Source organism: Mesorhizobium sp. CA5, assembly GCF_020165105.1.
Taxonomy (GTDB): domain Bacteria; phylum Pseudomonadota; class Alphaproteobacteria; order Rhizobiales; family Rhizobiaceae; genus Mesorhizobium.
Map to the genome: position 1 here is coordinate 20515 of NZ_JAIUHJ010000021.1, position 12405 is coordinate 32919.

A 12405-nucleotide genomic window follows, 5' to 3' on the forward strand; every position below is an offset into this window, starting at 1 on the left:
AATTATCCGCTACCGTTCGGCCGCCATGGCCGCGATCGTCTTCTTGGCGCGCTGGATCGAGGCCGGGCTCATGCTGAGCTCGGTCAGGCCCATCCCGATGAAGGTGGGGATCAGGTCCGGACGGCCGGCGGCCTCGCCGCACATGCCCACCATGATGCCGGCGGCGACGCCTGCCTTCGCCGTCAGCTCGATCGCCGACATCACAGCCGGACTGGTGACGTCGTTGAGCTTGGCGACCGTCGGATTGAGTCGGTCGGCGGCCATGATGTACTGGGTCAGGTCGTTGGTGCCGATCGAAAAGAACGCCACCTCCTTCGCCAACGCGGGCGCGATCAGCACGGCGGCTGGCGTCTCGATCATCACGCCGAGGTCGAAGCTCGCATGCGGCACGCCTTCGGCCTTGAGTTCGTCGGCGCATTCGTCGACCAGCGCGCGCGTGCGCGTGACCTCCGCGATCTCCGAGACCATCGGCAGCATCACCTTGATGTTACCGTGGACGGCGGCGCGCAACAGCGCCCGCAGCTGCTTCTTGAAGATGTCGGGGCGGTCCAGGCACATGCGGATGCCGCGCCAGCCGAGGAACGGGTTTTCCTCGTCGGGGAATTCGATGCCGGCGATCGGCTTGTCGCCGCCGATGTCGAGCGTGCGCACGATGACCGAATGCGGCGCAAACGCCTTGGCCAGTGCGCTGTAGGTTTCGGCCTGCATCTCTTCCGACGGCAGATGCATGTGGCGCATGAAGAGCAGCTCGGTGCGGAATAGGCCGACGCCCATGGCGCCGGCCTCCTGCGCCGCCTCGATCTCTTCCAGCGAGCCGATATTGGCCGCGACCTCGATCACCGTGCCGTCGGCGCGGGTAGGCGTCATGCCTTTGAACACTTTCAGCCCGGCGCGCTCCTGCGCCGCTGCCTCGACACGCCGGGCAAAGTCTTTGCGCGCGGCCTCGTCCGGATCGACGATCACATGTCCGGCACTGCCGTCGATCGCCACCTCCCTGGCGGTGCGCAGTTCGTTGATCTTGTCGCCGAGACCCAACACGGCCGGGATGCCGTGCGAGCGGGCGATGATGGCTATGTGCGAGGTGGCGCCGCCATGGCCGCAGACCACGCCGCCGATGCGCTTCAGCGGCGCGCGCGCCAGATCCCAGGCGCCGATGTCGTCGGCAATGAGGATCGCGCCCTGCGGGATGGTTTCCAGGCTGACTTCGTCCTGGCCGAGCAGCGCCAGGCAGATCTGCCTGCCGACGGCATGGACGTCGTCGGCCCGGGCGTTGAGATAGTGGTCGTCGACCGCGCTGAAATCGGCGGCGATGGTGGCCGCCGCGCCAATGACGGCGGACACCGCGTCATCGCCTTCCTTGATCAGCTTCTCCGCCTCGCCGGTCATGCTTTCGTCGGTGGCAATGTCGCGCAACGCGGCGACGATGCCGCGGTCGCCGGCGGAGAGATTGTTCTCGGCAAGCGTGCGGTCCATGCGCGCCTGGACGCTGGCGACTGCGCCGCGGAAGCGCTCGAGCTCGCCCTCGATCTCATCGGCCTGCAGGCGTCTGCCCGGTCCCGCGATCTCCGGCGGGAAATGGGCAAAGGCCGGCCCGATCGCCACGCCCTCGCTTGCGGCGACGCCTTGAAGTTTCGGGGTTCCATCCACCGCTGCGGCAGAAGGCTGCGCGGCCTCACGAGCGGGCGCCGGGGCTGCGGCTTGCGAGCCCTCATCACCTGCCTCGCCCTCGTCGTCGAGGCCAGCGCGCGGGTTCTCCAGATAGCCGATCAGCGCCTCGATCGCCTCGATCGCGTCGGCGCCGTTGGCGCGCACGGTGACTTCCTGGTTTTCCTTGACAGCCAGGAGCATCAGCTTGACCGAGCTCTTGGCGCTGACCGCCTTTCCGTCCTTGACGAGCTCGACATCGGATTCGAAACCCTTGGCGAGTTTCACGAACCGCGTGGCGGGACGGGCATGCAAACCTTCGTGCACTCTGACGATGGTCGAGCGTTCCATGGCAATACTCTAGGTTTGGGCGCCGTCGACAGACAGCGCGGATATTATCAGGCGGCGATGGTGATGACAGCGCCTGGCGTCAGCGCCGCTACGAGCGCCCCGGTATCGACCGCGGATGCGCAAACCTCGCCCGGCCTTTCGGCCTCGGATGCTCCGTTGAAGGAGATCACGACATGACCCATTTCGCGGACCTTGCTCCAGGCCGTGGAGCCAACCGCCGTTATCGTCGCCGAAACCGGTCCGAGCGTGATCGAGGCGCCTGTCGCCGGCGCATCGTCGCTCGGGCCTTCTTCCGTCCTATGCAGTACGGAAACTTCGGCCAGTTCGGGAGGCGAGCCATCCGCGAAAAGGATGACCACGCCGCCCTCGGCGAGGTCCGCCACTTCGGGTCCTATTGCTGTGACCCGTGTCTTGAGAAGAACCGACATATGGCGAACCTCGTTGTTACGCTTTTTAGAACACGATCAGGGAGACGATCCATGCGATCAGCACGGAAACCGGGCCCATGATCTGGCGGCTGATGAGCACCGCCGGCACGCCGATTTCGATCGTCTTCGGCTTGGCCTCACCGAGCGCCAGACCGACGGGAACGAAGTCGCAGCCCACCTGCGTGTTGTAGGCAAACAGCGCCGGCAGGGCCATTGCTGGCGAGATGGTGCCGTTGGCGATCTGCGGGCCGATGATGGCGACGCCGATGACCTGAGCGATAACGGCGCCCGGTCCCAGGATAGGCGACAGGAACGGCAGGCCGCAGATGGCCGAGATGACCAGCAGGCCGACGATGTTGTTGGCTAAAGGCCCCATCGGCTGCGCCAGCACGTCGCCGATGCCGGTATAGAGGATCAGGCCGATCAGCATGGTCACGAAGGCCATGAAGGGCAGCACGTTGCGGACGACCTGATCGATGGTGCGGCGGCCGGAATTGAAGAAGATGCCGACCACACGGCCCATGACGCGGCCGATCGAGCTGATCAGGCCGATAAGCCCGCCTTCGCTCGGCAGCGGCTCGGCCGCCCTGGCAGTGGTGTTGTTGCTTGAACTCATCGATGCTGCTCCCCCCGCAGTGGTGACCGCTTCGGATCCGTCCGCCATTGTGACGTTGGCCGGCTTCACGCCCGAAACGTAGATGTCTTCCGTGATGAACTGGGCGAGCGGACCCGCCTGGCCGACTGGCGTCAGGTTGACGGTCGGGATACGCTTGCGCGGATAGACCCCGCAGCGCGCGGTGCCGCCGCAGTCGACGACGACGACCGCCATCTCGCTTTCGATCGGCGGCGACTTGAAGCCGTCGACGGCCTGGGCGCCGGTCATGTCTGCGATGAGCTGCGCCACCGGATGAATGCCGCCGCCGGTTACCGACACGACCTTATTGCGCTGTTCGGTCGGCTCGATCACCAGAGGCCCGCCCCAGCCGGTCGAACCCTTCGAGATCTTTACTGCCTTGTATGTCTTGGCCATGGTGTCCTCCCGCCCTTAGAGCTCGACGCCCTGGCGGCGTGCCATGATGGCCGTGATGCGCTCGGTCAGGATGCCCTTCAGCAGGATGACGACGAGGCCGACGATGGCGTACCAGATCGCCACCTTGACATGGTAGCCATTGGCGATGACGCCCCGCTTCTCGAGGTCGAGCAGCGCGACCAGCATGCCGCCCCAGACGAAATATTCGCCGGGGTTTATGTGCGGGAACAGGCCGAGCGGCGGATGCACGTAAGACACTGCCGCGTCGTAGAAGGCAGGCTTGTGCTTTTCTTCCAGGAAGGAGCCGAAGGTGTAGGCCATCGGGTTGGTGAGGAAGAACACCGACAGGACCGGCAGCACGGTGTAGCGGGTCAGGGCGATGCGGCCGGCGCCGCGCGCCAGGCCGTGGACGCGCTCCTCGCCGACCAGTTCGGTGACGGCGTAGAAGGCGGTCATCAGCACGACCAGCGTCGGGATGATGCCGGTGACGAAGCCGGCGAACACTTCGCCGCCCTTCTGGAAGATGCCGATGAAATATTTGCCGATGGCGGTCAGCCAGCCGAGCTGCTCTTCCTGCTGCACATTCTTCAGCTGTTCCTTGAGCTGATCGGCGGTGACGGGCGCATTGTCGGTCGCCGCCTGCGCCAGGACCACGAGATGGTCGGTGGCATGCTCGACGCCGAGCTTGCCGTGCCAGGCAGCATCCGAGACCATGGTGCCTGCGACATGCAGGTTGTGCACCGCCAGATCGGCATGCTGCGCCAATAACGAAATTACAGACATTTCTCCTCCTTATGACCCCGCCGGTCATTCCCAGCCGGCTGCCGGCGTCGCTTAAGCCCTTGCTACGTTCAAACCGGACAGGCCCGGCTTCTTCCCCGGCTCCGACCGTGCGCGGTCGATCTGCTCGATCGCCCGTTTCACGGCCTCGGCCACACCGGGTTCCCCCTCCCCCATGATCGCAGGGTTGGACCGGAGTCGATCGAGGGGGATCCCCTCGAATTCTTCATGTCGCTTGAACTTGGTGAGCACCGAACGGCCGCTCATGACCATCATGCGGCGCACGATGAGGTCCGGCGTCACGACGACGAGCGCGATGGTGCCCTTGGCGAGCCGGCCGCGGAAATTGCCGGCTCCGACAAAGCCGTCCTTGAACTCTCCGGTGACGCCTTTGAAGACGTCCGCATAATGCCGCATCTGCAGCCAGACGCCGAGCGATTGCAGCGCCCAGACGACAAACAGCAGAAGCAGCGCCCACTGCCAGATCGCCATTTCGGTTTCCTCCCGATTCTCTTCCTCCGGCACATATTGGACGGAGGCGAGATGACCCGAAAGTGAGAACATTTGTTTCCTAGAATGTCAACATGTATTATATTGGCCGCCGTAACGCTCCACAGGCGGCTGACCGATTTCGGCAACGGCAGCGCCTGTGCTAGCCTGTCGTCAAACGGGATCAGAGACATGGATCTGCCTTTCAGGCACGAACTGGCGCTTATGCCGGACCTTCGTCACCGGCTGCGGCAGCTGCGCTGGTTTCGCGCCACATTCCGCAGCAGCGCGAAGGTGGTGTCGGAAACCTTCGGCGTTCGTTTCGAGATCGACGAGGCCAAGCTGACACGCGCCTTTCTCGACTGGATCGACGTCATGGAAGCGCAGAAGCGATTCGCAGCTGTCGACCGCGCGGACTTCATCGTCTTCGCCGCCGGGCTGGTGCTGCGCGAGCTGATCCGCCAGGCGCCGGCACGGGAGGTCTCAGGTCTCACCGAGATGATCGAGACGGAGGCCAATGCCGGCACGGCGGAAATCGTGCGCTTCTGGCCGGAAGGTTTCCTCTACACCAACTATTGCGTGTCGGCGATCCTGGCCGTGCACGAGCAGGAGTTCGGCACAGCGCCCAGCATCGATAAATGCGCCGACGACCTGCGCACCTGGTGGTCCTACCGCGAGAACGCGACGGAAATGCCCGCCTATGCCGTGGCCTTCCTCGACCGCTTCCTCGGCGCCGAGCCCAACTGGATCACACCCGATCGTGCGCAGTCGCGCCAGGCTATGCAGCGCGCGCTTGGATCCACGCCGGCCAGCGAGGCGCTGCGTCAGCTTTGATGCGCAGGAGATGCATCCGCCTCGCTATTGAACATCTGACTTTTTATCGATAGCGATGTGCTTATTGGCACAGAGGCCGGGAGAAGCGCGTGGCGCAACCTAGACTGATTTTCGATTGCGACGGCGTTCTCGTCGACAGCGAACCGCTGGCCGCCAAGGCCTATGAGCGCGTCTATGAGAAGCATGGCATGCCCGGCGTCCATGGCGGCATCATCGCGCAATGCATCGGCATGAAGCAGGCCGACATCATCATCAAAATCAAGGAACTGACCGGCCATCAGTTCCCGCCCACCGCCGACGGCGACATCTGGGCCGAGACCAAGCTGCTTTTTTCGGAGGAGCTGAAGCCGACACCGGGGATCCTGCCGTTCCTGAGCGCGCTTGCTGGCGACCGCTGCGTCGCCTCGTCATCTTCGGTCGAACGCATCAACCACAGCCTGTCGGTGACCGGACTGTCGCGCTTCTTCGGCGAGGCGATCTTTTCCTCCTCGATGGTCAAGAACGGCAAGCCGGCGCCCGATATCTTCCTCTACGCCGCCGAGAAGATGGGCGCCAAGCCGGCCGACTGCGTCGTGATCGAGGATTCGCCATTTGGCGTCCAGGGCGCGGTTGCGGCCGGCATGATCGCGATCGGCTATACCGGCGGCGGGCATACCTATCCCGAGCACGGCGCCCGGCTGAAGGCCGCGGGCGCGGATTTCGTCTGCGCCGACTGGCACGACGTCAGCCGGCAGTTGGCCGGGCTTGGTGTCCCGGCCTGAACTAGCGGAGACTTGGGAAGCGACGCCGCGTCCACTCCCCAGGCGGGACCAATCCCCCCACGCGGAAGTTGAAGGACAGGACCCTCGTTGCATCGGCGTCGACCTCGCAGCGGAAGCTCAGATCATACCACTGGGTTGTCGTGCTGAAGGCAGCCTGCGGAGGGTTAAGAACATTGCCCTGCTTCAGGGGAATGGTCGGCAGCCATTTGGGCGAGTAATCGGCACTTTGCAATTCCTGGTTCAGAACATTGGCGCAAAGATTGGCAACGCGCTGATCGCGCGGCACGTTCTCCATCGAGCTTGTGGCAAACGCGTTGCCGGTCGCACCTGGCGAGTAAAGCTTTCTGACGCCCGGAAGGCCGGAATAGATCGGCGATCCCGCGACCTCGCTGTCGGCGGGGCTTGAGCTTCCCGGGTTTCCCCTTGGCGCTCTCAAAGCTCTTGCGGATTTGAACTTCATAGCTTTGGAAGGCTTGGGCTTTGCCTTTTCGGCTGGCGCAGGCTTGTCGCCGGCCTCGGCCGTCAACGGCTTTGGCGTTTCGGCAGCTTGCTTTTCGGCGGTTTGCGGCTGCTGTTTGTCAGTGTCCTCGGTTGCCTGCTTCTCCTCGCTTTGCGCGGGTTTTTCGTCCGGCGCGGTGGTTACCGGCTTCTCTTGAGCCTCGTTGGTGTCCGCCTGCTGCTCGGGCGTTGCAGGCGGAGCCGGCTGGTTGGGCGCGGGTTGCGATGAGACGGGCGGCTTCGCGGATTCATCCTTGGGCGGCGACGGGGCGTTGGCCGGCGCGCTGCCGCCGTCGGGAGATTTCTCCGGGCCGGTATCCTTCTCGCCATACTGGAAAACGCGCTTCAGAACTGGGACGTCCTGGGGTTTCGCCGGCTGCGGAGGCGGTGGCTTTTGCACGGCCTGCTCGGGCGGCTTTTCAGCCTTCTTTTCAGGCTTCGGCTCCGGTGGCTTTGGAGCGGGCTTCGGCTTGGGCTGCTCGGGCGGCGGCACGATCGCGACGTTGACCGGCTGTTCCTGCTGGTCCGGCAGTTGGTCGGGCCTCGGCAAGCCGAAGAACAGGAACGCCGCGATCAGGGCATGCAGGAACAGCGATGCGGCCAAGGCCCATCGCCAATTCCGAAACCATTCCCGCATCTTGCCGTTCATTGCGCCCGATGTGGAACGAAATGACGGCGGCTTCAAGCGCCGGGCCGGGATTTGCGCGAGCTGCCGGCCTGACAAGTCGGTGATCGGAGGGCCTGTGGCGTAAGCAAGCCGGATCAAGGCCCTGCAGGGATTGGCTTACACCAGCATGCCCATCGGGTTTTCGATCAAGCGCTTGAAGGCGCCGAGCAGCTCGGCGCCGAGCGCGCCGTCGACGGCGCGGTGATCGGTCGACAAGGTCACCGACATCACGGTGGCTATTCTGATCTCGCCCTTCTTGACCACCGCCCGCTCCTCGCCGGCGCCGACCGCCAGGATCGTCGCATGCGGCGGGTTGATGACGGCGGCAAAGTCCTTGACGCCGAACATGCCGAGATTGGACACCGCCGTCGTGCCGCCCTGATATTCTTCCGGCTTCAGCTTGCGGCTCCTGGCGCGGCTGGCCAGGTCCTTCATCTCGTTGGAGATGACCGACAGCGTCTTTTCGTCGGCATGGCGGATGATCGGCGTGATCAGGCCGCCGGGGATCGAGACGGCAACGCCGACATCGGCGTGCTTGTGCTTGACCATGGCGTTCTCGGTCCACGAGGCATTGGCATCCGGCACCGCCATCAGCGCCATCGCCATGGCCTTGATGACCATGTCGTTGACCGAGAGCTTGTAGGCCGGCGCCTCGCCCTTGTCGGTCTTCCTCATCGGGGCCGCGGCATTGAGCTGCGTGCGCAGCGCAAGCAGCGCGTCGAGCTCGCAGTCCAGCGTCAAATAGAAATGCGGGATGGTGGACTTCGCCTCAACCAGGCGACGCGCGATGGTCTTGCGCATGTTGTCGTGCGGCACGAGCTCGTAGGAGCCTTCGGCAAACAGCTTCAGCACCTGATCGTCCGACATCGGCTTGGGCGCCGCGGCCGGAGCGGACGGGATTTCGACCGGAATCTCGGCGGCTGGCTGACCAAGGGTGGCCGCGCCTTTCGCTGCGACTGCGGCTTCAACGTCGGCGCGCACGACACGGCCGCGCGGACCGCTGCCTTGTATTTCGGCTATCTTAAGACCGGCTTCGCGAGCCAAGCGGCGCGCCAGCGGCGTTGCGCGCTCGCCCTGCGATTGGCCGATCTCGCCCCTCGTGGGGGAGATGCCCGGCAGGGCAGAGGGGGGCGCGAAGGAACGAGACGTTGGCGGGACAGCGCCCCCCTCTGCCGGCTTCGCCGACATCTCCCCTATTAGGGGGGAGATTGGCGCCCTGTTCTGCGGCGTCGTTCCTGATTCATAGACCTCGTCATCGGCGTAAATCCAGGCGACGGGCTCGCCGACCGGAATGTCGACGCGCTCCTTGCCGGTGACGTCGCGCAGCGTGCCGCTGGCCGGCGCATCGATCTCCATCGCTGCCTTGTCGGTCTCGATTTCGAAAAGCACGTCGCCTTTCTTGACGTGCGAGCCCTCCTCGGCGAACCAGCGCGAGATCTGTCCGGTCGCCATATCCATGTCGACCTTGGGAAGAATGACTTCGGTCGGCATCGCTCAGCGGACCCCTTTCACGAGGTCGCGCGCGGCGGCGATGATGTCGGGAACTTGCGGCACCGTCGCCTTTTCCAGATCCGGATTGTAGGGGATCGGCGTCTCGGCGCCGCCAAGGCGCACGATCGGCGCATCGAGATAGTCGAACGCCTCGCTTTCGGCGACGAGCGCGCTCACTTCCGCGCCGATGCCGAGTGTTTTCACCGCTTCGTAGACGCAGAGCAACCGCGAGGTCTTCTTCACGCTGTCGATCACGGTCTGCCTGTCGATCGGGCGGATCGTGCGCAGATCGACCACTTCGATGTCGATGCCCTCGCTTTCAAGCACAGCCGCGGCGTCGAGCGCCTTCTGCACCATGATCGATGTAGCGACGATGGTGAGGTCGCGGCCTTCGCGGCGGATCTCGGCCTTGCCGATCGGCACGGTGTAGTGGCCTTCCGGCACATGGCCCTTCATCTTGTAGAGCAGCTTGTGCTCGAAGATCATGACCGGGTCCGGATCGGCGACCGCGGCAAGCAGCATGCCCTTGGCGTCGTGCGGCGTCGCCGGCTGGATGACCTTGAGGCCGGGCACATGGCCGAGCCAGGCCTCTAAGCTCTGGCTGTGCTGCGCGGCGGCACCCGTGCCCGAGCCCGCCGGGAAACGCATCACCACGGGAACCGAAACCTCGCCGCCGAGCATGAAGCGCATCTTGGCCGCCTGGTTGACGATCTGCTCCATGCCGAGCGTGGCGAAATCCGAGAACTGGAATTCGAAGATCGGCCGCATGCCTGTGACGGCCGCGCCCACCGCGACGCCGGCGCCGCCCAGTTCGGAGATCGGCGTGTCTATAACCCGCTCGGTGCCGTAGCGCTCGACGAGGTCGCCGGTCACCTGGAAGGCGCCGCCATAGACGCCGATATCCTCGCCCATCAGGAAGACACGTTCGTCCATGTCCATGGCGATCGCCATGGCTTCCTGGATCGCCTGGGCGTAGCTCAGTTCACGCAGCGTGGCGTCCATCACGCTTGCTCCGTGTAAACATAATTCTGCAAGGTGGCGATCTCCGGCGTCGGGCTCGCCTTGGCAAACTCGATGCCGTCGGCGATCTCGTTGGCGACCGCGTCGCGGATCGTCTGGATGCCCTGGTCGTCGATGAAGCCGAAATCGCGGAGTTCCGTCTCGAAGAGCGTGATCGGATCGCGGTTCGCCATCCAATCCTCGATCTCTTCCTTAGTGCGGTAACGGTTGCGGTCGCTCTTGGAATGGCCGCGATGACGGTAGGTCTTGGATTCGATCAGCGTCGGCCCCTCGCCGGCCCGCGCCCGCTCCACGGCCTTGAAGGACGCCTCGGCGACCTCGGAGAAGATATTGCCGTTGACGATGACGCCCGGCATCGAATAGGCGGCCGCGCGCTCGGCGATGTTCTTGACCGCGGTCGAGCGCGCCGTCGAGGTCGACATGCCGTAGCCGTTGTTCTCGCACACGAAGATCACCGGCAGCTTCCAGACCGCCGCCATGTTCAGCGCCTCGTGGAAGGCGCCCTCATTGTTGGCGCCGTCGCCGAAGAAGGAAACCACGACCTTGCCGGTCTTCATCATCTTGGACGAGAGCGCGGCGCCCACCGCGATCGGGATGCCGCCGGCAACGATGCCGTTGGCACCGAGATTGCCCTTGGCGACATCCGCGATATGCATGGAGCCGCCGCGGCCCTTGCAGTAGCCGGTGGTCTTGCCGAAGAACTCCGCGAACATGCGGCTGACTTCGGCGCCCTTGGCGATGCAATGGCCATGGCCGCGATGCGTCGAGGTGATCTGATCGTCCGCAGCGAGCGGCATGCAGATGCCCATGGCGCTGGCTTCCTGGCCGATCGACAGGTGCATGGTGCCGTGGATGAGGCCTCGCGTGTAGCACTCTTCCGCGCCCTCTTCGAAGCGGCGGATGAGGTACATCTTGTGAAGCACCTCCCTCAGCTGCTCCGGACTGTACTGGCGATAGACGAAAGGCAGGTTGGCCCGGCTATCCACGACGGCGGCTTTGCTGGCTCCAGCCATGATCACGCCTCCACGGCGCCGTAAACGAGCTTGTCCTGGCGGGCACGCAGCTCGGCGATCTTCGAGCCCGGCGCGGGCGCCGCGTTGGCATAGGTGATGAGCTCGCCCATCTTGATGGGTGCAGTCACGGAGCCGCCCTGCAGCAGGCCGCAGGGAACGGCGCGCGCCGCATGGGCTTCCGGAGCCGTCATGATCCAGGCGCGGTAGCAATATTCGCCGATGGCATCGAGCTTGTCGCCGGGCTTCAGATCCTTCTTGGCAACGGCGCAGACTTCGGCCACGGGCTTGGCCAGCGGAACCATGTCGGCCTTGCCATAAAGCACGACACGGGCGCAGGTAAGCGGCACTTCCAGCGAGGTGAGGTGATAGGGACGATGGAAGGTGAAATACGGACCCTTGCCCATCTTCAGGTCTTCCATGCGCTCCGAGATGCGCGGATGCGACATGTCGGCGACGACGAAGACGCCGGGCGCCACACCCTTGCCGATCGAATAGTCGACGACGCCGACCTTCGACAGCACGCCGCCGTCCTTCTCGGGCACCAGCACCTTCGACAATTCGCCGAGCGTCGCCGCCGGACCGTGCATGCCGGGCTTGTCGGGAACCAGCCCGGTCGCATTGGCGATCGCCGCCATCTCGACCATGGTCTTCGAACCGTCGACGAATTCGACCAGCATGCGCACGTTCATGTGCCGGCGCTTGGCCTCCTCCTCATAGTCCGGGGGCGTGGCGTCGATGTTGAGCGGATTGTTCTTGCCCTTGCCGGCGGCAACGATCGGGTGGCCCATGGCGGAGACGAACTCGATCAGTTCCATGCATGAAGACGGCTCGTCGCCGGCGCCCAGCGAGTAGGTGACGCCGAGGCGGTCGGCTTCGCTCTTGAGATAGGCGCCTATGGTGACGTCGGCCTCGACATTCATCATCACCAGATGCTTGCCATGCTCCATGGCGCGCAGGCCGATCTCGGCGCCGACGGCCGGAACGCCGGTCGCATCGATGACGACGTCGATCAGGTCGTTGCCGATGACGAGGCTGGAATCGTTGGTGACGGCGATCTTGCCGGCCTCCATGGCCGACGTCATGGCCGATGCGCTCGAAACCTCGCGCGCATGGCCGGTCTCCTGGAAGGCGATATCGACGGCCTTGCCGGCGGCCGGCAGGTTGAGTTCGGAAATGGCGCCGATCTCGATGCCGGACATGTGGGCGACGCGGGTGACGATGTCGGTGCCCATTTCGCCCGAGCCGATCAGGCCGATGCGAATGGGCTTGCCGGACTTGGCGCGCTCCTCGAGGTCACGGGCAAGGCCCGTCAACGAAATATTGGAAGCCATGCCGCTTATTCCTCCCACATCGCATGCTGTTTCATCGCTTGACGGGTATTGAACATCTGTATTTCTGT

General features: G+C 64.6%; 12 protein-coding genes. 2 read left to right on the top strand and 10 right to left on the bottom strand.

Going from position 1 to position 12405, the window contains the following annotated elements; translation table 11 throughout:
- Positions 1-9 precede the first annotated feature (9 nt).
- The 5 genes from ptsP to LB529_RS23505 are packed head-to-tail and all read right to left on the bottom strand — an operon-like array spanning position 10 to position 4725.
- A complete protein-coding gene (gene ptsP, locus LB529_RS23485) occupies positions 10-1995 on the bottom strand; it encodes a phosphoenolpyruvate--protein phosphotransferase (protein WP_224712424.1) in 1986 nt (661 codons plus the stop codon).
- A gap of 47 nt (positions 1996-2042) precedes the next feature.
- Entirely contained in the window at positions 2043-2423 is a 381-nt protein-coding gene (locus tag LB529_RS23490; protein ID WP_140842734.1) for a PTS glucitol/sorbitol transporter subunit IIA, read from the bottom strand.
- Between the two features lie 25 nt (positions 2424-2448).
- Entirely contained in the window at positions 2449-3453 is a 1005-nt protein-coding gene (locus LB529_RS23495; RefSeq protein ID WP_224634212.1) for a PTS glucitol/sorbitol transporter subunit IIB, read from the bottom strand.
- A 15-nt stretch (positions 3454-3468) separates the two neighbouring features.
- On the bottom strand, positions 3469-4236 hold the full coding sequence (locus tag LB529_RS23500; protein ID WP_224712425.1) for a PTS glucitol/sorbitol transporter subunit IIC: 768 nt from the start codon (positions 4234-4236) through the stop codon (positions 3469-3471).
- Positions 4237-4287: 51 nt separating this feature from the next.
- Positions 4288-4725: a transcriptional regulator GutM gene (locus tag LB529_RS23505; RefSeq protein ID WP_095767894.1), complete on the bottom strand. Its 438-nt coding sequence runs from the start codon at positions 4723-4725 to the stop codon at positions 4288-4290.
- Between the two features lie 189 nt (positions 4726-4914).
- Here LB529_RS23505 and LB529_RS23510 point away from each other — a divergent pair, with 189 nt between their 5' ends.
- Together LB529_RS23510 and LB529_RS23515 are read left to right on the top strand one after the other, a co-directional pair.
- Positions 4915-5556, top strand: a complete 642-nt coding sequence (locus LB529_RS23510) for a hypothetical protein (protein WP_095767658.1) — start codon at positions 4915-4917, stop codon at positions 5554-5556.
- Positions 5557-5645: 89 nt separating this feature from the next.
- On the top strand, positions 5646-6317 hold the full coding sequence (locus LB529_RS23515; RefSeq protein WP_224548290.1) for an HAD family hydrolase: 672 nt from the start codon (positions 5646-5648) through the stop codon (positions 6315-6317).
- 1 nt (position 6318) lies between these two features.
- Here LB529_RS23515 and LB529_RS23520 read toward each other — a convergent pair whose 3' ends face one another.
- The 5 genes from LB529_RS23520 to LB529_RS23540 form a co-directional block, all read right to left on the bottom strand.
- Positions 6319-7464: a DUF930 domain-containing protein gene (locus tag LB529_RS23520; RefSeq protein ID WP_224712426.1), complete on the bottom strand. Its 1146-nt coding sequence runs from the start codon at positions 7462-7464 to the stop codon at positions 6319-6321.
- Positions 7465-7599: 135 nt separating this feature from the next.
- Positions 7600-8973, bottom strand: coding sequence for a pyruvate dehydrogenase complex dihydrolipoamide acetyltransferase (locus tag LB529_RS23525; RefSeq protein ID WP_224712427.1), 1374 nt, complete (start codon positions 8971-8973; stop codon positions 7600-7602).
- Positions 8974-8976: 3 nt separating this feature from the next.
- Positions 8977-9975, bottom strand: coding sequence for an alpha-ketoacid dehydrogenase subunit beta (locus tag LB529_RS23530; RefSeq protein ID WP_224712428.1), 999 nt, complete (start codon positions 9973-9975; stop codon positions 8977-8979).
- A complete protein-coding gene (locus tag LB529_RS23535; protein WP_224712429.1) occupies positions 9975-11006 on the bottom strand; it encodes a thiamine pyrophosphate-dependent dehydrogenase E1 component subunit alpha in 1032 nt (343 codons plus the stop codon). Before LB529_RS23535 ends, LB529_RS23530 begins: the two co-directional genes overlap by 1 nt.
- Before the next feature lie 2 nt (positions 11007-11008).
- Positions 11009-12337, bottom strand: a complete 1329-nt coding sequence (locus tag LB529_RS23540) for an NAD(P)H-dependent oxidoreductase (protein ID WP_224626997.1) — start codon at positions 12335-12337, stop codon at positions 11009-11011.
- Between the last annotated feature and the right edge of the window lie 68 nt (positions 12338-12405).